The following is an 18,910-nucleotide window of genomic DNA, read 5'->3' on the forward strand; positions in this document are numbered from 1 at the left end:
CGGCGGTGGCTGTTCTTTCTTGCAGCTTGAAGCTTGTGGCTTGCAGCTTGTGGGTTGCAGCTGCATCCAGTCACCGGAGGGACCATGAGCTACGTTATAGACCGACGCCTGAACGGCAAGAACAAGAGCACGGTCAACCGCCAGCGCTTCCTGCGGCGGTACCGCGAACATATCAAGAAGGCCGTCGAAGAGGCGGTGAGCCGCCGTTCCATCATGGATATGGAACACGGCGAGCAAATCAGTATTCCCGGTCGCGACATCGACGAACCCGTCTTGCATCATGGTCGCGGGGGCAAACAGACCATCGTGCATCCTGGCAACAAAGAATTCACTGCCGGTGAACACATCCCACGGCCGCAAGGCGGTGGAGGTGGTGGCGGTCGCGGCAAGGCCGGCAATTCCGGCGAGGGCATGGACGAATTCGTCTTCCAGATCACCCAGGAAGAATTTCTCGAATTCATGTTCGAAGACCTTGAGCTGCCCAACCTGGTCAAACGTCACCTGACTGGCGCCGATACCTTCAAGACTGTTCGCGCCGGCATCGCCAACGAAGGCAACCCGTCACGCATCAACATCGTGCGCACCCTGCGCTCGGCCCATGCCCGGCGTATCGCCCTGACCGGCAGCAGCCGCGCCCTGCTGCGCGAAGCACAAAAGGAACTCGATCGCCTGCGGGTCGAAGAGCCGGACAATTTCACCGACATCCAGGAAGTCGAACAGGAAATCGAGCGGCTGAAGGCACGTATCAACCGCCTGCCCTTCCTCGACACCTTCGACCTCAAGTACAACCTGCTGGTCAAGCAACCCAACCCCAGCTCCAAGGCAGTGATGTTCTGCCTGATGGACGTATCCGGCTCGATGACCCAGGCCACCAAGGACATCGCAAAGCGCTTCTTCATCCTGCTGTACCTGTTCCTCAAGCGTAACTACGAGCGCATCGAAGTCGTGTTCATTCGCCATCACACCAGCGCCCGCGAAGTCGATGAGGAAGAGTTCTTCTATTCGCGGGAAACCGGCGGCACCATCGTCTCCAGTGCCCTCAAGCTGATGCAGGAGATCATGGCCGAGCGCTACCCGGCCAGCGACTGGAACATCTATGCCGCGCAGGCTTCTGATGGCGACAACTGGAACGACGACTCGCCCATCTGCCGCGACATCCTCTCCAAACAGATCATGCCGCATGTGCAGTACTACACTTACGTTGAGATCACCCCCCGTGAACACCAGGCGCTGTGGTATGAATACGAGCGTATCGGAGATGCGTTCCCCGACACCTTCGCCCAGCAGCAGTTGGTATCGGCCGGCGACATCTACCCGGTCTTCCGTGAACTCTTCCAGCGCAGGTTAGCCACATGACCGCCAGAGCACAGAGACGCCAACCTATTTCCACTGGGTCCGAGTGGACGTTCGAGCTGATTCAGACCTACGACCGGGAAATCAGCCGCCTGGCCGAGCGTTACGCCCTGGACACCTACCCCAACCAGATAGAGGTCATCACTGCCGAGCAGATGATGGACGCCTACGCCTCGGTCGGCATGCCGCTGGGCTACCACCACTGGTCCTACGGCAAGCAGTTCCTCAGTACAGAAAAGTCCTACAGCCGCGGCCAGATGGGCCTGGCCTACGAGATCGTGATCAACTCCGACCCTTGTATCGCCTACCTGATGGAAGAAAACACCATGTGCATGCAGGCACTGGTGATTGCGCACGCCTGCTACGGCCATAACAGTTTTTTCAAAGGCAATTACCTGTTCCGCACCTGGACTGACGCCAGTTCGATCATCGACTACCTAGTGTTCGCCAAGCAGTACATCGCCCAGTGCGAAGAGCGCCACGGCATCGATGCTGTGGAGGACTTGATCGACTCCTGCCACGCCCTGATGAACTACGGTGTCGACCGCTACAAGCGGCCTTACCCTATTTCTGCGGAAGAAGAGCGGCGCCGGCAACAGGAGCGCGAAGAGCACCTTCAGCGTCAGATCAACGACCTTTGGCGGACAATCCCGAAAAACACCGAAAAGGGTAACGACCGCGATGAGGGGCGCTTCCCCGCCGAACCGCAGGAAAACATCCTGTATTTCATCGAGAAGAACGCCCCGCTGCTGGAACCCTGGCAGCGTGAGGTAGTGCGCATCGTGCGCAAGATCGCCCAGTACTTCTACCCGCAACGCCAGACCCAGGTCATGAACGAAGGCTGGGCAACCTTCTGGCACTACACCCTGATGAACGACCTCTACGACGAGGGGCTGATTACCGAAGGCTTCATGATGGAGTTCTTGCAGTCGCACACCAGCGTGGTGTTTCAGCCCGGCTTTGACAGCCCGTACTACAGCGGCATCAACCCCTACGCGCTGGGCTTTGCGATGTACACCGATATCCGCCGCATGTGCGAACACCCCACCGAAGAAGATCGCCACTGGTTCCCCGACATTGCCGGCAGCGACTGGCTTTCTACCATCAAGTTTGCCATGAGCAGCTTCAAGGACGAGAGCTTCATCCTGCAGTACCTGTCGCCCAAGGTGATGCGCGACCTGAAGTTGTTCAGCATCCTCGATGACGACCAGCGCGACGACCTGCTGGTGCCCGCCATCCATGATGAGGCCGGCTACCGGGTGATTCGGGAGCAGCTGGCAGCGCAGTACAACCTGGGCAACCGTGAACCGAACGTACAAATCTGGAGTGTCGACCGCCGCGGCGACCGCTCGCTGACCCTGCGACACCAGCAGCACAACCGCAAACCGCTGGGCGACTCGACCGAGGAAGTGCTCAAGCACCTGCATCGCCTGTGGGGCTTCGATATCCACCTGGAGACCGTGCAGGGCGAGCAAGTGATGAGCACTCACCACATGCCGCCGCGCGGCGAGCATGGCGAAAGCGCCGATTACGGTCGCATGGACCTGGCCGTTATCCACCACCTCTGATGCGACCCCATGACCGCCGACGGGTTATCCTGTCGGCAGTTATGGAGAGCTGCACATGCACATCTACAAAGTTGGCGGCGCCGTGCGCGACCGTTTGCTCGGCCGCCCTGTCAGCGACATCGACTGGCTGGTGGTGGGCGCCACCGTCGAAGAAATGCTCGCCAAGGGCTATCGGCCGGTGGGTGCCGATTTCCCGGTGTTCCTGCACCCGAAAACCGGTGAGGAATACGCCCTGGCGCGTACCGAGCGCAAGAGTGGGCGAGGCTACGGCGGGTTCACTTTTCACGCCAGCCCTGACGTGACCCTGGAAGAGGACCTGATTCGCCGCGACCTCACCATCAATGCGATGGCCGAGGATGAGGCAGGCACGGTATACGACCCCTATCAAGGCAAGCAAGATCTGGATAACCGCCTGCTACGCCATGTTTCCCCGGCGTTCGCCGAAGATCCTTTGCGCGTGCTGCGTGTTGCACGTTTTGCTGCCCGTTACGCATCACTGGGGTTCCGGGTTGCCGATGACACCTTGGCGCTAATGCGCCAGATCAGCGCCTCGGGCGAACTGCAGGCACTCACTGCCGAGCGCAGCTGGAAGGAAATCGAGCGCGCGCTGATGGAAGTGCAACCGCAGGTGTTCTTCCAGGTGCTGAACGCGTGCGGGGCTCTGCAGGAGCTGCTGCCTGAGCTCGATGACAGCGCCCGGACACTGGCGGCGCTGGAGCAGGCAGCGGAGCACGAACAACCACTGCACGTGCGCTGGGCCTGCCTGTTGCGGGGGTTGGCCCCGACATCGATCAAAGCCCTCAACCAGCGTTTGAAGGCCCCGCGTGATTGCCAGGAACTGGCCATGCTGACAGGGGAATGCCTGGTGCAGGGCAATCAGGCGCTCGAACTGCCTGCCACGGCCCTGCTGGAGCTGTTGCAGAAATTCGATGTTTACCGACGGCCGCAGCGATTTGAGGATTTTTTGGTCGTTTGCGAGATGGCGGCGCTGGGCGATGGCGAGCAGGGTTACCCACAGGCTGATTACCTGCGAGGCGCAGCAGCGGCGGCGCGAGCGGTGGATGTGAAGCCGTTGGTGCAAGCCGGGCTGACGGGGCCGGCACTGGGCGAAGCACTCAAGGGTGAACGGCTGAAAGCGCTCGAAGCGTACCAGCGCGGTTAGACCTACCGGCCTTCGCGGCGAAATTGTAGGAGCGGGTTTACCCGCGAATGGGCCGGGCCTGCTGGCCAATTTCCCCCGCTGTTCACCGCCGCAGCCGCCACCGTATTCGCGGGTGAACCCGCTCCTACACACGCACAGGCTGTCGTAGGAGCGGGTTTACCCGCGAAGAGGCCGATACAGGCTTAAGCGGGCGTCAACTGCAACCCGCGCCACTCAAAGGCGACCGGGGCCAATACCTGATCGATCTGCGCTTCCTGCCACAGCTGCGCCATGCACTTGCCCACCCCCGGATGCACCAGGTCGGGTGCCAGCAACGACAGTGGCCACAGCACAAAAGCGTTCTTCAAAATCTCGGCACGGGGCAATACCAACCCATCGAAGGTACCGTGCAAATCGTCATACATCAGCACGTCGATATCCAGCGGCAACCCTTTGCGGTCAGGTGCATAGCGGCCATTGTCGGCCTCGATGAATTTCAGCCGGCGGTCCAGCTCGATCAACGGCAATGCGGTTTGCCCAGTCACCACGAAGTTGATGAACGGCCCGCTCTTGATGCCCACCGCCTGGCTTTCGAATGCCGGCGAACAGCGCATGTCGGTCAGGATGCCAGCCAACGCATCGAGCCCGGCGCACAAATGCGCCTCACGGTCGATATTGCTGCCCAGGCCCAGGTAAACCGTGCTCAAAGACATCCGCGCTCGATCTCCACGCCTACACCACCACGGGCCGCCGGCACCGCGCCCGGCTTGGTGAGCTTCAGGCGCACCCAAGGGATGTGGAACTCGTCCATCAGGGTTGCCACAAGGCGTTCGGCAAATGTTTCAACCAGCTCGAAACGGGCCTGTTCGGCAAACGCCTGGATGCGCGCCGAGACACTGGCGTAATCCAGGGCCAGGTTCAGGTCGTCTCCGGCGGCGGCCGGGCGGTTGTCCCAGGCAAAGCTCAGGTCCAGGCGCAAGCACTGGCGAATATCCCGCTCCCAGTCATAGGCACCGATAACGGTATCGACTTCCAGGCCTTCGATGAACACTCTGTCCAAGCACTTCTCTCCACAGCACGACAAGGGCGACTGGCGCCGTTAGAATCAGGGCGTCCTCGCCCGGAATAGTTAGCATGTTTTGGTTACTGGCGTTGCTCGCCTACCTGCTCGGCTCGCTGTCCTTCGCCATTGTTCTCAGCCGCCTCTCGGGCAGCCCGGACCCGCGTTCCAGCGGCTCAGGCAATGCCGGCGCCACCAACATGCTACGCCTGGCAGGCCGTAAACTGGCGATCCTGACCCTGCTTGGCGACCTGTGCAAGGGCCTTTTGCCGGTATTGCTCGCCCGGGTTGCCGGGCTGGACCTGCACGCGCAGGCCTGGGTGGGCATCTGCGCGGTGCTGGGCCACCTGTTCCCCCTGTACTTCCGTTTCAAGGGCGGCAAGGGCGTGGCGACAGCTGCCGGCATGCTCATGGGCCTGTATTTCCCGGCCGCGCTACTGGCCATCGGCGCCTGGCTGCTGACCTTCTACCTCACGCGTACCAGCTCACTGGCCGCACTGATCGCCACGCCCCTCACCCTGCCATTGCTGGCCTGGCGCGAGCCCGAAGCCCTGCTGCCGATCAGCGTGCTGACAGTGATGATCGTGTGGCGCCACCGCAACAACCTGCGCGACCTGTTTGCAGGGCGCGAACGGCATTTCTGAACCTTCGTCGCGCTACCTTACAGCGGCGGCAACTGTTCCATTGGCCAGCGTGCCTGCACGCTGATCGCCAGGTCTTGCTGCTGCCCGGCCAGCAGGCGCTGGCAACCGGCGTAGGCGATCATCGCACCATTGTCGGTACAGAATTGCGGGCGTGCGTAGTACACGTTGCCCTTGATGCTACCGAGCATGTCCTCCAGGGACGCGCGCAGGGCCTTGTTGGCACTCACGCCACCGGCGATGACCAGCCGCTTGAGGCCGGTCTGCTTGAGCGCCCGCTTGCACTTGATGGTCAAAGTCTCCACCACCGCCTGCTGGAATGCCAGGGACAGGTCGCAACGGGTTTGCTCACTGTCGTCGCCAGCATTCTTGCATTGCTGCCAGGTGTTCAGGGCGAAGGTCTTGAGGCCACTGAAGCTGAATTCCAGGCCTGGTCGATCGGTCATTGGCCGCGGGAACACGAAGCGCCCGGCCACACCTTGTTCGGCCAGACGCGCAATTTCCGGACCACCCGGATAATTGAGGCCGATCAGCTTGGCGGTCTTGTCGAACGCTTCACCGGCAGCATCGTCCAGGCTCTCGCCCAACAGTTCGTACTGACCGATGCCATCGACCCGAACCAGCTGGGTATGACCACCGGAAACCAACAAAGCGACGAACGGAAACTCTGGCGGGTTTTCTTCCAGCATGGGCGCCAGCAGGTGACCCTCCATGTGGTGCACACCGATCGCCGGGATGTCCCAGGCAAAGGCCAGCGCCTGGGCACAGGAAGCGCCCACCAGCAAGGCGCCCACCAGGCCGGGGCCCGCGGTGTAGGCGATGGCGTCGATTTCGGTGGCAACGCAGCCTGCCTCGTCCAGCACCTGGCGGATGAGCGGGAGCATACGCTTGACGTGATCACGCGAGGCAAGCTCGGGCACCACGCCGCCGAAGACGCGGTGCAGGTCGATCTGGCTGAACAGTGCGTCGGCCAACAAACCGCGTTCACTGTCGTATAATGCGACGCCGGTTTCGTCGCAGGATGTTTCCAATCCCAGTACTAGCATGGGCTCGTCCCTTGTGGGGGGCTGAATTCGAAGCCGCGCATGATAGTCCCCGTGTCGGGTGCCGACCAGCGGTTTTCGATCAGAGGCTTTGCATTCCGGCTTGCTAAGGGTTAACATCCGCAACCCTTGAAAACCGACGTTCTCCAGCACACCTTTGTTTTGCCAGGAGCACGTCTACCCCGGTAATGAATTAAGGTAGCCCTGGATGCCAGCCGTCAAAGTTAAAGAGAACGAACCCTTCGACGTAGCTCTGCGTCGTTTCAAGCGCTCCTGCGAAAAAGCCGGTGTACTGGCTGAAGTTCGTAGCCGCGAGTTTTACGAGAAGCCGACCGCAGAGCGTAAGCGCAAAGCAGCTGCAGCTGTTAAGCGTCACGCCAAGAAAGTTCAGCGCGAACAGCGCCGCGCCGTTCGTCTGTACTAATACAGGCGTTCAACGCAAAGCTTCTGCCCTGCCCGGCTAACCCCCGGGCGATGGCAGTGGTCGTTTCAAACTTGAGCAGCTAGCTCAAGGCCCTGCACAAGCTTCATGCGAACTGCATCATGGGCAACCTGCCTGAAACGTCAGAGCTGGTCTTCCTTGCTGTATGACCAGACGTGCACGTCCGACTGACGGGCCCCTAGGGGCTGGCGACGAGCACACATTCCCTCGCACTTCCCCAAGCAGCACTCGCCCCATTCGGCGCGTGAGCGATTAGACTTGCCAGTTGCCAGATGACGAGACTGCCATGGCCGGGCTGATTCCCCAGAGTTTCATTGACGACCTGATCAACCGCCTCGACATCGTCGACGTGGTGAGTTCGCGCGTCCAGCTGAAAAAAACCGGCAAGAACTACTCCGCCTGCTGCCCGTTCCACAAAGAAAAAACCCCGTCCTTCACGGTCAGCCCCGACAAGCAGTTCTACTACTGCTTCGGCTGTGGCGCCGGTGGCAACGCCTTGGGCTTTGTCATGGACCACGACAACCTGGACTTCCCCCAGGCCGTCGAGGAACTGGCCCGTGCCGCCGGCATGGAAGTCCCCCGCGAGCAAGGCCGCCGCGACCAGAAGCCGCGCCAGCCCACTGACTCGCCACTGTACCCGTTACTGGACGCTGCCTCGGAGTTTTACCGCCAGGCCCTGCGTAGCCACCCGTCCCGCAAGGCAGCGGTGGACTACCTCAAGGGCCGCGGCCTGTCCGGGGAAATTGCCCGCGACTTCGGCCTGGGCTTTGCCCCACCCGGCTGGGACAACCTGCTCAAGCACCTGGGTGCCGACACCCTGCAGCAGAAGGTGATGATCGATGCCGGCCTGCTGATCGAGAACGCCGAGAGCGGCAAGCGCTACGACCGCTTCCGCGACCGGGTGATGTTCCCGATACGTGACAGCCGCGGGCGCATCATCGCCTTCGGTGGCCGGGTGCTCGGCGACGACAAGCCCAAGTACCTGAACTCCCCGGAAACCCCGGTGTTCCACAAGGGGCAGGAGCTGTACGGGCTGTACGAGGCGCGCAAGCACAACCGCAACCTCGACGAGATCATCGTCGTCGAGGGCTACATGGACGTCATTGCCCTGGCCCAGCAAGGCCTGCGCAATGCCGTGGCCACCCTTGGCACCGCCACCAGCGAAGAGCACCTCAAGCGCCTGTTCCGCGTGGTGCCCAGCGTGCTGTTCTGTTTTGACGGCGACCAGGCCGGGCGCAAGGCCGCCTGGCGCGCACTGGAATCGACATTGTCGAACCTGCAGGACGGCCGTCGCGCACGCTTCCTGTTCCTGCCCGAAGGTGAAGACCCGGACAGCCTGGTGCGCGCCGAAGGTACCGACGCCTTCATGGCCCGCATCAACCAGCACGCCCAACCGCTGGCCGACTATTTCTTCGAGCAATTGGGCGTCGAAGCCGACCCGCGCTCGCTGGAAGGCAAGGCGCATATGGCGACCTTGGCCGCACCGTTGATCGAAAAGATCCCCGGCGCCAACCTGCGTCAGCTGATGCGCAACCGCCTGAAGGAAATCACCGGCCTCGACCCGCAGCAGGTCGAGCAGTTGGCGCAACACGCTCCGGCGACCAGCAGCATGCCGGACTACGACCCTGGCTACGACTACGACGCCATGGCCAGCTACACCCCCGACTACGGCGACATGCCGCAGCACGACTATGCCCCCGTTCATCAGGAGCAGGCATGGAAACCCAACAAGGGTGGCAGCAAGAAGCCGTGGAGCGACAAACCCTGGGACAAGAGCCGCAAGGGCGGCAAGCCCTGGCAGCAACGCGACGAAGCACCTCCCCGCGTGCCAGCACCGGTCGAGCCGCCCACCCTGGCCGCCTTGCGCACCCTGCTGCATCACCCACTACTGGCCGGCAAGGTGGAAGATGCCAGCCACTTCGCCGACGAAGAACACCTGTACAGCCAGCTGCTGGTAGCGTTGATCGAAGCCGCGCAGAAAAATCCTGGGCTAAGCTCAATGCAGTTGATCGCACGTTGGCATGGCACCGAACAGGGCCGCCTGCTACGGGCCCTGGCGGAAAAGGAATGGCTTATCGTGGCCGACAACCTTGAACAACAGTTTTTCGACACTATAACTAGCTTGTCCGCCCGCCAACGCGAGCGCAGCCTGGAACAACTGCTCAGGAAATCACGTCAAAGCGAATTGACCAGTGAGGAAAAAACCCAGCTCCTCGCCCTGCTGAGCCGAAATGTTCCCGCACAAACGCCGACCTCATCTGGCGCGTGAGGCCCATGCTCGGGTATAATCCTCGGCTTGTTTTTTGCCCGCCAAGACCTTCAGTGGATAGGGTGTTATGTCCGGAAAAGCGCAACAGCAGTCTCGTATCAAAGAGTTGATCACCCGCGGTCGTGAGCAGGGCTACCTGACTTACGCGGAGGTCAACGACCACCTGCCTGAGGATATTTCAGATCCGGAACAGGTGGAAGACATCATCCGCATGATCAACGACATGGGGATCAACGTATTCGAGAGTGCTCCGGATGCGGATGCCCTTCTGTTGGCGGAAGCCGACACCGATGAAGCCGCGGCCGAAGAAGCCGCTGCTGCATTGGCGGCAGTTGAAACCGATATCGGCCGCACGACCGACCCGGTGCGCATGTACATGCGCGAAATGGGTACTGTCGAGCTGCTGACCCGCGAAGGCGAGATCGAAATCGCCAAGCGTATCGAGGAAGGCATTCGTGAAGTCATGGGCGCCATCGCCCACTTCCCGGGCACTGTCGACTATATTCTCGGCGAATATGACCGCGTCACCACTGAGGGTGGCCGCCTGTCGGACGTTCTCAGCGGTTACATCGACCCTGACGACAATATCGCCGCGCCGACCGAAGAAGTGCCGATTCCAGGTGCCAAGGCCGCTGCTGCGAAGGAAGAGTCCGACGACGACGAAGAAGAAGCCGAAAGCAGTGACGACGAGGAAGAGGCCGAGAGCGGCCCGGACCCGGTAGTCGCGGCCCAGCGCTTCGGTGCGGTATCCGATCAGCTTCAGGCCACCTCCAAGGTCCTGAAGAAAAATGGTCGTAGCCACAAGGAAAGCATCGAGGCCCTGCAGGCCCTGGCCGACCTGTTCATGCCGATCAAACTGGTACCGAAGCAGTTCGAGGTACTGGTAGAGCGGGTACGTGACGCCCTGAGCCGTCTGCGCCAGCAAGAACGCGCCATCATGCAGCTGTGCGTGCGTGACGCCCGCATGCCGCGAGCCGACTTCCTGCGCATGTTCCCAAGCAACGAAACCGACCAGACCTGGAGCGGTGACCTGGCCAAGCGCAACACCAAGTGGGCTGCCGCCCTGGGTGAAAAGAACGCTGCCATCGTCGCTTGCCAGCAGAAGCTGATCGACCTTGAGACCGAAACCGGCCTGACCGTTGCCGAGATCAAGGAAATCAACCGTCGCATGTCGATCGGTGAAGCCAAGGCCCGCCGCGCCAAGAAAGAAATGGTCGAGGCGAACCTGCGTCTGGTGATTTCCATCGCCAAGAAGTACACCAACCGTGGCCTGCAATTCCTCGACCTGATCCAGGAAGGCAACATCGGTCTGATGAAAGCGGTGGACAAGTTCGAATACCGTCGCGGCTACAAGTTCTCGACCTATGCCACCTGGTGGATCCGTCAGGCGATCACCCGTTCGATCGCCGACCAGGCACGCACCATCCGTATTCCGGTGCACATGATCGAGACGATCAACAAGCTCAACCGTATTTCCCGCCAGATGCTGCAGGAAATGGGTCGCGAACCGACTCCGGAAGAGCTGGGCGAGCGCATGGAAATGCCTGAGGACAAAATCCGCAAGGTACTGAAGATCGCCAAAGAGCCGATCTCCATGGAAACCCCGATCGGTGACGACGAAGACTCGCACCTGGGCGACTTCATCGAGGACTCGACCATGCAGTCCCCGATCGACGTAGCCACGGTCGAAAGCCTCAAGGAAGCCACCCGTGACGTGCTCTCGGGCCTGACTGCACGTGAAGCCAAGGTGCTGCGCATGCGTTTCGGTATCGACATGAACACCGACCACACCCTCGAAGAGGTGGGCAAGCAGTTTGACGTAACGCGTGAGCGGATCCGTCAGATCGAAGCGAAGGCGTTGCGCAAGCTGCGCCACCCGACTCGCAGCGAGCACCTGCGCTCCTTCCTCGACGAGTGATGACAAAACCCCGGCCCAGGCCGGGGTTTTTCTTTAGTGGCCCGCAACATAAAGCCCGCCTTCCGTTGCACACCTGCAGCAATGCCCGTCTACACTCGACTTCAGACCACCTGAATGCGAGGCCGCCATGTCCTTGAAGCCGGCCATTCTGTTGCTGATCCTGATTTTGTGGAACACAACGGCCGGCGCCCTGACCCTGACAGATGAGGAGAACGCCTGGCTGGCTGCCCACCCGCAGTTAAAGCTGGGTGTGGACGCCTCTTGGCCACCGTTCGAGTTTCGCGACCAGGAGGGCCGGTACCAGGGATTGGCCGCCGACTACATCGCCATGATCCAGCAGCGCCTGGGCGTGACGTTCAAACCGGTCGAGCCCAGCAGCTGGACCGAGGTGTTGGCGCAGGCGCGGGAAAGCCGTATCGACCTGCTGCCCGGCATCATGTCCACCCCCGAACGCCAGGGCTTCCTGGCTTTCACTCGCCCGTACCTCGACTTCCCCATTGTCATTCTCGCGCACAAAGGCGGCGCACAACCACGTAAGCTGGCTGACCTGTACGGCCTGAAAATTGCCGTGGTCGAAAACTACGCCCCGCATGAGTTGCTGCGTACCCACCACCCGGACCTCAACCTGGTCGCCCTGCCAAACGTCAGCTCCACGCTGCAAGCCTTGGCCACCGACCAAGTGGATGCCGTCGTCGGCGACCTCGCTTCCAGTATCTGGAGCCTGCGCCAACTCAAGCTCGACGGCCTTTACGTCAGCGGCGAAACGCCCTACCGCTACCAGCTGGCGATGGCCGTTCCCCGCGACAAGAGCGTGCTGGTCGGCATTCTCGACAAAGTGATGGCCGATATGAGCAGCAGCGAAATCAGCCAGATCCAGCAGCACTGGGTGGGCAATGTGGTCGACCAGCGGATGTTCTGGTCCGACCTGCTGGTGTACGGCCTGCCAACGGTGCTGTTGCTGATGGCGGTGCTGGCAGTGGTCATTCGCATCAACCGCCGGCTCAGCTCGGAAATTTCCCGGCGCATCGCCCTTGAGCAAGAACTGCGCAGCAGCGAGTACCACTACCGCGGCCTGGTCGAGAGCCTGTCAGCCATCGCCTGGGAAGCCGATGCCAACGACTTCACCTACAGTTACGTTTCACCCCATGCCGAAGATCTGCTCGGCTACCCGTTGAGTGACTGGCTCAGGCCCGGTTTCTGGCGCAGCATCCTGCACCCGGAGGACGCGCTCTGGGCCCAGGCCTACTGCGACAGCGAGACCGCAGCGGGGCGCGACCACAGCCTGGACTACCGGGTCATCCGGGCTGACGGCCAGCCCCTCTGGGTACGCAACATCGTCAGCATGATCGAGCACGGCCACCAGCCAGTGATGCGCGGACTGATGATCGACATCAGCGAAACCAAGCGCACGGAGGACGCACTGCGCCTGTCCGAACAGAAGTTCGCCTCGGTATTCCAGCAGTGCCCCGATATCTTGCTGATCGCACGCCACAGCGATGGCTGCCTGCTGGAGGTGAACGAGGCTTTCGAAGAGCAGATCGGACTACCCCCAGACCAGGTCATTGGCCGCACTGCCACCGAGCTTGACCTGTGGGGCGTAGAGGGCAGTGGTCCACACCTGCTTCAAAGGTTGCACCAAGGGGGTATCCGAAACCTGGAAATGAGCTTCCGCCGCAGCAACGGCCAATTGTTCACCGGCCTGACTTCGGCTGAAACCTTCGAACTGGACGGCACACCCGCGCTGGTAGTGGCGGTACGCGACATCAGCCAGCTCAAGGAGACCCAGCAGCAGCTGCAAACTTCAGAAGAAAAGTTCGCAAAGGCCTTCCACGCTTCGCCCGACGGGCTGCTGCTATCGCGCCAGAGCGACGGTTTGCTGCTGGAGGTGAACGAAGGCTTCTGCCGCCTCACCGGCTACGACCTCAACCCAACCATCGACCAGACCTCGCTGGACCTGGGTATCTGGGTCGACCTCAACGAGCGCAAGCGCCTGGTCGACCAGCTCAACCGTGACGGCTTCGTGCGCGACTTCACCTGCCATATCCGCCGCAGCGACGGGCAGATCCGACTGTGCGAGCTGTCCGCCCGGCCCCTGCCGATTGCCGGCATCGACTGCATGCTGACCATCGCCCGTGACATCACCGAGCGTCACCTGATGCAAGAAAAACTGCAGCTGGCCGCCACTGTGTTCGAGAACACTGCCGAAGGCGTGCTGATAACCGACATTGACCAGCGCATCAGTGCCGTCAACCGCGCCTTCAGCGAAATCACCGGCTACAGCGAGATCGAGGCCCTCGGCCAGACCCCGCGCCTGCTTGCCTCTGGCCAGCACGACAGTGCTTTCTATCTGGCCATGTGGCACCAGCTGACCGACGAGGGCCACTGGCAGGGCGAAATCTACAACAAGCGCAAGAACGGCGAACTTTACCCAAGCTGGCTGACCATCAGCGCCGTGCGCAACAGCGACCGCGAGATCACTCACTTCGTGGCGGTTTTTGCAGACATCTCCAGCATCAAGCACGCCCAGGCCAAACTCGACTACCAGGCCCACCACGACCCGCTGACCGGCCTGCCCAATCGCACCTTGTTCGAAAACCGGCTGCAGGGCGTACTCACCTGCGCGCAGGTATCCAACCGCCAAGGCGCAGTGCTGTTCCTGGACCTCGACCGCTTCAAGCACATCAACGACAGCCTTGGCCACCCGGTCGGCGACCTGCTGCTCAAGGGCATCGCCCAGCGCCTTAAAGAGCAGGTACGCGACGTTGACACCGTAGCCCGCCTGGGTGGCGACGAATTCATCATTCTGCTGCCCGGCTTGCACAAGCCCAGTGACGCCAGCACTATCGCCAACAAACTACTGGCCTGCTTCAACGCACCGTTCCAGGCCGGCGAACACGAGTTTTTCACCAGCGCCAGCATCGGCATCAGTCTTTACCCACAGGATGGCACTGACGTCTCCACACTGATCCGCAACGCCGACGCCGCCATGTACCGCTCCAAGGCCAAAGGCCGCAACCGCGTCGAAGCCTACACCCGCGACCTCACCGCCCAGGCCAGCGAGCGCATCGCCCTGGAGCATGAGCTGCGCCGGGCCGTCGAACGCAACGAAATGAGCCTGTGTTTCCAGCCCAAGCTCAGCCTGAAGACCCAAAGCCTGGTAGGTGCCGAAGCGCTGATCCGCTGGAGCCACCCGACCTTTGGTGAGGTGCCGCCGGAACATTTCATCCACTTGGCGGAAGAGAATGGCACCATCCTGCAGCTCGGCGACTGGGTACTGGAGCAAGCCTGCCGGCAGATGCAGGCCTGGAAGCAGCACTACGAACCCTTCGGCCCGCTGTCGATCAACCTTGCCGGCGCCCAGCTGCGCCACCCACACCTGGCACGGCGCATCGAACAACTGCTCAAGCAATACCAGTTGAGGGCCGGTGACCTGCAGCTGGAAATCACCGAGAACTTCATCATGAGCCAGGCAGAAGAAGCCCTGGCCGTGCTGTACCAGTTGAAGAAACTCGGCGTACAGCTAGCCATCGACGACTTTGGCACTGGCTATTCGTCGCTGAGCTACCTGAAGCGCCTGCCGCTGGACATACTCAAGATCGACAAGTCGTTCATCCGCGGCCTGCCCGACGATCCACACGACGCCGCCATTGCCCGGGCGATCATTGCCCTGGGCCGCAGCATGCAGCTGACCATCATTGCCGAAGGCGTGGAGAACCAGGCCCAGCAACGTTTTCTGGCGGCCGAGGGCTGCGAGCAGATCCAGGGCTACATCGTCAGTCTCCCACTACCGCCGGAGGAATTTGCAGCTGCGTTTCTTCGCATAGCACTATCGGATCTTTCAGATGGCACAGGTGCGAAACCCTCGTTATAATCCGCCCACTTACTGAGGGCCTATAGCTCAGTTGGTTAGAGCAGAGGACTCATAATCCTTTGGTCCACGGTTCGAGTCCGTGTGGGCCCACCAGCTTAGAAGCCGCGCACTGCGCGGCTTTTTCATGCCCGCAAGAAATAGATGATTAGGGCGTGTACATCCAGCGCAGCGGCGCCGAGCGCATGACCTTGGAAGTAGCGCTGAAACGGTATCTCAGCGAAATCAGCCCCACCAAAAAGCCGATCACGCAGCACGCCGATGATCGCGGAAAGGTGCCCTATCGATACTTCAAGCCAAACACCCTAGCTTGAGGATCAGACAATGAGCCGAATAGCCGCCATTATCAGCTCACAAAATGAGCCGAATATGCTCGCTAATCGGCTCACAGATGAGCAAGCCTATGAATGAACCTGGGCCTGCCCCGTGACAACGGACGCCAAGAAGCTGGCTACAGAGCCCCTCCCGGACGCATCTCGACCTGCCGTGGGTTGTAGAAGGTCATGCCAGACGGAATATCCCGCGTAACCAACGACATCGCGCCGATCACCACGTCGTCGCCAATGTCGATGCAATCAGCAACGATGCAACTGTTGGCGCCCATGCTCACATTGTCACCAATGCGCAATGTGTACTCATCCAGCCCCAGGGTCTTGATGCCGATCGAGCAGTTCTGCCGGATGAAGAAATTGCGCCCGATGCTGACATACCGGGTAATCACCACCCCCGGCAGGTGCGCGATGCGCAGGCCGGGGGCAATCTGGGCGCCGATGTCGATGTCCACCCCATACTTGAGGTTGAGCCGCTGTTGCATGCGCTGGGCGTGACGCCGGGCCAGGCCGCCGCAGGCGTTGAGGTACTGGGCCAGGCGATAGGCGAAGAGGAAACGCAGTTTGTTGTCCTTGCGTGCGCGGCGCAGCACGTTGAACAGCAGGCTGATAGGGCGTCCGGGCCTTTTCTTGTTGGAGACTTCCAGTCGCCAGCATTCGAGCAGGTGGTCGAGATTCACGCAGAGGTTCCCGTTGGACTAGCGCTTCATCATGCCGAATTGGTGCCGAAGACGCAGCCTTCGGACATGCGGGGCCGTTCCCACAAAAGGTGCCAAGCCGGCGCCGTCAACGGTGATCGACTGTACCTGGCCTTGCCCTGATTGGCACAGGGTGGCTAGGCTAGCGGGCCAACCGTAGAGACTCGCCATGTCGGATTCCCGCTCCATCACGCTGGATGAAATCGATCGCCAGCTGATCGCCCTGCTGCAGATCAACGCCCGCGAAAGCGTCGCCACCCTCGCCCGCCAGTTGGGCATCGCCCGCACTACCGTCAACTCGCGCCTGGAACGGCTGGAGAAGAATAAGGTTATCTCCGGCTATGGCGTACGCCTGGGCCAGCGCGTGATAGGCGGCGGGCTGCAGGCGTATGTCGGGATCAAGGTGCAGCCACGCTCCGGCAAGGACGTGGTGCGTCGCCTGAGTGCCATGGGCCAGGTGCAGCAGCTGTGTGCGGTGAGCGGCGAATTCGACTATGTGGCCTGGCTGCGCACGGACTCGCCCGAGCAGCTGGATCAGTTGCTCGACCAGATTGGGAGTCTCGACGGGGTGGAGAAAACCACCACCTCGATCATTCTCAGCAGCAAGGTGGACCGTGGGCAGCCGCTTTGAGCGGGCAGCCCGCGAATGGGGTAGAGAATCTACCGACGCATTCGCGGGTAAACCCGCTCCTACAGACGGCCAGTGCGGCTGTTGAATCAACCCGACCGCGTGTCTCGTCTTAATGAACACAAACCTAATCATTTCGACGAAATAAACTACATTAAGACAACACTCTGCACCTTAATAACGAACACCCCACTCCCTAAAATGACAGCCAGGCATCTCCTATACTCAGGCTCCGCTCCTCGCGCAGCCTCTCTGGCAAGGTCATTTCATGAACAAGAAGAACCGCCACCCCGCCGACGGCAAGAAGCCAATCACCATTTTCGGCCCGGATTTCCCTTTTGCCTTCGACGACTGGCTGGAACACCCGGCAGGCCTGGGCAGCATTCCGGCTGAGCGCCATGGGGAAGAAGTGGCCATTGTCGGTGCCGGTATCGCCGGCCTGGTAGCGGCCTACGAGTTGATGAAGCTGGGCCTCAAGCCGGTGGTGTACGAGGCTTCCAAGCTGGGCGGCAGGCTGCGATCGCAAGCTTTCAATGGTACTGACGGGATCGTTGCCGAGCTGGGTGGCATGCGCTTCCCGGTGTCGTCCACCGCCTTCTACCACTACGTCGACAAGCTGGGCCTGGAAACCAAACCCTTCCCCAACCCGCTGACCCCGGCTTCGGGCAGCACGGTGATTGATCTGGAAGGCCAGACCTACTACGCCGAAAAGCCCACCGACCTGCCGCAACTGTTTCACGAGGTAGCCGATGCCTGGGCCGATGCGCTGGAGAGCGGTGCGCAGTTCGCCGATATCCAACAGGCCATCCGCGACCGTGATGTACCGCGCCTGAAGGAACTTTGGAACAAGCTGGTGCCACTGTGGGACGACCGCACCTTTTACGACTTCGTCGCCACCTCGCGCTCTTTTGCCAAGCTGAGCTTCCAGCACCGCGAAGTGTTCGGCCAGGTCGGTTTCGGCACCGGCGGTTGGGACTCGGACTTCCCCAACTCGATGCTGGAAATCTTCCGCGTGGTGATGACCAACTGCGACGACCACCAGCACCTGGTGGTCGGGGGCGTGGAACAAGTGCCACAAGGCATCTGGCGCCACGTACCGGAACGTTGCGTGCATTGGCCGCAGGGCACCAGCCTGAGCACGTTGCATGGCGGCGCACCGCGTACCGGGGTCAAGCGCATCGCCCGCGCCGCCGATGGCCGCCTGGCGGTCACCGACAACTGGGGCGATACCCGCCACTACAGCGCAGTACTCGCCACCTGCCAGACCTGGTTGCTGACCACCCAGATCGACTGCGAGGAATCGCTGTTCTCGCAAAAGATGTGGATGGCCCTGGACCGTACCCGCTACATGCAGTCGTCGAAGACCTTCGTCATGGTCGACCGTCCGTTCTGGAAGGACAAGGACCCGGAAACCGGCCGTGACCTGCTGAGCATGACCCTCACCGATCGCCTCACCCGCGGTACTTACCTGTTCGACAACGGCAACGACAAGCCCGGGGTGATCTGCCTGTCGTACTCGTGGATGAGCGACGCACTGAAGATGCTGCCGCACCCGGTGGAGAAGCGCGTACAACTGGCCCTGGATGCGCTGAAGAAGATCTACCCGAAGACCGATATCGCCGGCCACATCATCGGCGACCCAATCACGGTTTCCTGGGAGGCCGACCCGTACTTCCTGGGCGCCTTCAAAGGCGCGCTTCCGGGCCATTACCGCTACAACCAGCGCATGTACGCGCACTTCATGCAGCAGGACATGCCGGCGGAGCAGCGCGGTATCTTCATTGCCGGTGACGACGTGTCATGGACCCCCGCCTGGGTTGAAGGCGCAGTGCAGACGTCGCTGAATGCGGTGTGGGGTATCATGAACCACTTTGGTGGCCACACCCACCCCGAGAACCCGGGCCCGGGCGATGTGTTCAACGAAATCGGCCCGATCGCCCTGGCAGATTGAG

Annotated in this window: 14 protein-coding genes, 1 tRNA gene and 1 pseudogene; 12 read left to right on the forward strand and 4 right to left on the reverse strand. The window is 61.3% G+C overall.

The window, feature by feature from the left end; all coding sequences use genetic code 11:
* Positions 1-84 precede the first annotated feature (84 nt).
* The 3 genes from LVS58_RS14755 to LVS58_RS14765 are packed head-to-tail and all read left to right on the forward strand — an operon-like array spanning position 85 to position 4,083.
* Positions 85-1,356 carry a YeaH/YhbH family protein gene (locus LVS58_RS14755; protein ID WP_003255564.1) on the forward strand — a complete coding sequence of 424 codons (1,272 nt, stop codon included), beginning with the start codon at positions 85-87 and terminating at the stop codon, positions 1,354-1,356.
* A complete protein-coding gene (locus LVS58_RS14760) occupies positions 1,353-2,921 on the forward strand; it encodes a SpoVR family protein (protein WP_233691700.1) in 1,569 nt (522 codons plus the stop codon). Before LVS58_RS14755 ends, LVS58_RS14760 begins: the two co-directional genes overlap by 4 nt.
* 55 nt (positions 2,922-2,976) lie before the next feature.
* Positions 2,977-4,083, forward strand: a complete 1,107-nt coding sequence (locus tag LVS58_RS14765; RefSeq protein ID WP_233691701.1) for a multifunctional CCA addition/repair protein — start codon at positions 2,977-2,979, stop codon at positions 4,081-4,083.
* Positions 4,084-4,265: 182 nt separating this feature from the next.
* Here LVS58_RS14765 and folK read toward each other — a convergent pair whose 3' ends face one another.
* On the reverse strand, positions 4,266-4,775 hold the full coding sequence (folK, locus tag LVS58_RS14770) for a 2-amino-4-hydroxy-6-hydroxymethyldihydropteridine diphosphokinase (protein ID WP_010951738.1): 510 nt from the start codon (positions 4,773-4,775) through the stop codon (positions 4,266-4,268).
* The gene (gene folB, locus LVS58_RS14775) at positions 4,766-5,122 is read right to left on the reverse strand and encodes a dihydroneopterin aldolase (protein ID WP_004576188.1); all 357 of its coding nucleotides are present in this window, start codon (positions 5,120-5,122) and stop codon (positions 4,766-4,768) included. Before folB ends, folK begins: the two co-directional genes overlap by 10 nt.
* 74 nt (positions 5,123-5,196) lie before the next feature.
* Here folB and plsY point away from each other — a divergent pair, with 74 nt between their 5' ends.
* Complete coding sequence (plsY, locus tag LVS58_RS14780) at positions 5,197-5,766, forward strand: glycerol-3-phosphate 1-O-acyltransferase PlsY (protein ID WP_004576187.1); 570 nt, start codon at positions 5,197-5,199, stop codon at positions 5,764-5,766.
* 17 nt (positions 5,767-5,783) lie between these two features.
* On the opposite strand, the gene tsaD is transcribed toward plsY, so the two are convergent.
* Positions 5,784-6,809, reverse strand: coding sequence for a tRNA (adenosine(37)-N6)-threonylcarbamoyltransferase complex transferase subunit TsaD (tsaD, locus tag LVS58_RS14785; RefSeq protein WP_021782705.1), 1,026 nt, complete (start codon positions 6,807-6,809; stop codon positions 5,784-5,786).
* A 205-nt stretch (positions 6,810-7,014) separates the two neighbouring features.
* On the opposite strand from tsaD, the gene rpsU reads away from it, so the two are divergent.
* The 6 genes and pseudogenes from rpsU to LVS58_RS14815 form a co-directional block, all read left to right on the forward strand.
* Positions 7,015-7,230 (forward strand): 30S ribosomal protein S21, encoded by a 216-nt coding sequence (rpsU, locus tag LVS58_RS14790; RefSeq protein WP_003255575.1) that lies wholly within the window; start codon positions 7,015-7,017, stop codon positions 7,228-7,230.
* 304 nt (positions 7,231-7,534) lie between these two features.
* A complete protein-coding gene (dnaG, locus tag LVS58_RS14795; protein WP_233691702.1) occupies positions 7,535-9,517 on the forward strand; it encodes a DNA primase in 1,983 nt (660 codons plus the stop codon).
* A gap of 67 nt (positions 9,518-9,584) precedes the next feature.
* Positions 9,585-11,435 (forward strand): RNA polymerase sigma factor RpoD, encoded by a 1,851-nt coding sequence (gene rpoD / locus LVS58_RS14800; RefSeq protein ID WP_233691703.1) that lies wholly within the window; start codon positions 9,585-9,587, stop codon positions 11,433-11,435.
* Positions 11,436-11,562: 127 nt separating this feature from the next.
* Positions 11,563-15,306 (forward strand): bifunctional diguanylate cyclase/phosphodiesterase, encoded by a 3,744-nt coding sequence (locus LVS58_RS14805; RefSeq protein WP_233691704.1) that lies wholly within the window; start codon positions 11,563-11,565, stop codon positions 15,304-15,306.
* Between the two features lie 16 nt (positions 15,307-15,322).
* Positions 15,323-15,399: transfer RNA gene (locus LVS58_RS14810), tRNA-Ile, on the forward strand.
* Positions 15,400-15,455: 56 nt separating this feature from the next.
* Positions 15,456-15,566: pseudogene (locus tag LVS58_RS14815) on the forward strand (site-specific integrase); the annotation flags it as partial.
* A gap of 188 nt (positions 15,567-15,754) precedes the next feature.
* Here LVS58_RS14815 and LVS58_RS14820 read toward each other — a convergent pair.
* Positions 15,755-16,312 (reverse strand): serine acetyltransferase, encoded by a 558-nt coding sequence (locus tag LVS58_RS14820; RefSeq protein WP_233691705.1) that lies wholly within the window; start codon positions 16,310-16,312, stop codon positions 15,755-15,757.
* Positions 16,313-16,499: 187 nt separating this feature from the next.
* Between LVS58_RS14820 and LVS58_RS14825 the strand changes: the two genes are divergently transcribed.
* Both LVS58_RS14825 and LVS58_RS14830 read left to right on the forward strand, forming a co-directional pair.
* The gene (locus tag LVS58_RS14825) at positions 16,500-16,961 is read left to right on the forward strand and encodes an Lrp/AsnC family transcriptional regulator (protein ID WP_233691706.1); all 462 of its coding nucleotides are present in this window, start codon (positions 16,500-16,502) and stop codon (positions 16,959-16,961) included.
* Between the two features lie 265 nt (positions 16,962-17,226).
* Positions 17,227-18,909, forward strand: coding sequence for a flavin monoamine oxidase family protein (locus LVS58_RS14830; RefSeq protein WP_233691707.1), 1,683 nt, complete (start codon positions 17,227-17,229; stop codon positions 18,907-18,909).
* Position 18,910: the final 1 nt, after the last annotated feature.

It is taken from the genome of Pseudomonas sp. JR33AA (assembly GCF_021378985.1).
GTDB classification, from domain to species: domain Bacteria; phylum Pseudomonadota; class Gammaproteobacteria; order Pseudomonadales; family Pseudomonadaceae; genus Aquipseudomonas; species Aquipseudomonas alloputida.

What these genes read in the sequence shown, in the direction of transcription:
- LVS58_RS14755 (WP_003255564.1), top strand. Translation starts at nt 85, where the DNA reads ATGAGCTACGTTATAGACCGACGCCTGAACGGCAAGAACAAGAGCACG.
- LVS58_RS14760 (WP_233691700.1), top strand. Translation starts at nt 1,353, where the DNA reads ATGACCGCCAGAGCACAGAGACGCCAACCTATTTCCACTGGGTCCGAG.
- LVS58_RS14765 (WP_233691701.1), top strand. Translation starts at nt 2,977, where the DNA reads ATGCACATCTACAAAGTTGGCGGCGCCGTGCGCGACCGTTTGCTCGGC.
- folK (WP_010951738.1), bottom strand. Translation starts at nt 4,775, where the DNA reads ATGTCTTTGAGCACGGTTTACCTGGGCCTGGGCAGCAATATCGACCGT.
- plsY (WP_004576187.1), top strand. Translation starts at nt 5,197, where the DNA reads ATGTTTTGGTTACTGGCGTTGCTCGCCTACCTGCTCGGCTCGCTGTCC.
- tsaD (WP_021782705.1), bottom strand. Translation starts at nt 6,809, where the DNA reads ATGCTAGTACTGGGATTGGAAACATCCTGCGACGAAACCGGCGTCGCA.
- rpsU (WP_003255575.1), top strand. Translation starts at nt 7,015, where the DNA reads ATGCCAGCCGTCAAAGTTAAAGAGAACGAACCCTTCGACGTAGCTCTG.
- dnaG (WP_233691702.1), top strand. Translation starts at nt 7,535, where the DNA reads ATGGCCGGGCTGATTCCCCAGAGTTTCATTGACGACCTGATCAACCGC.
- rpoD (WP_233691703.1), top strand. Translation starts at nt 9,585, where the DNA reads ATGTCCGGAAAAGCGCAACAGCAGTCTCGTATCAAAGAGTTGATCACC.
- LVS58_RS14805 (WP_233691704.1), top strand. Translation starts at nt 11,563, where the DNA reads ATGTCCTTGAAGCCGGCCATTCTGTTGCTGATCCTGATTTTGTGGAAC.
- LVS58_RS14825 (WP_233691706.1), top strand. Translation starts at nt 16,500, where the DNA reads ATGTCGGATTCCCGCTCCATCACGCTGGATGAAATCGATCGCCAGCTG.
- LVS58_RS14830 (WP_233691707.1), top strand. Translation starts at nt 17,227, where the DNA reads ATGAACAAGAAGAACCGCCACCCCGCCGACGGCAAGAAGCCAATCACC.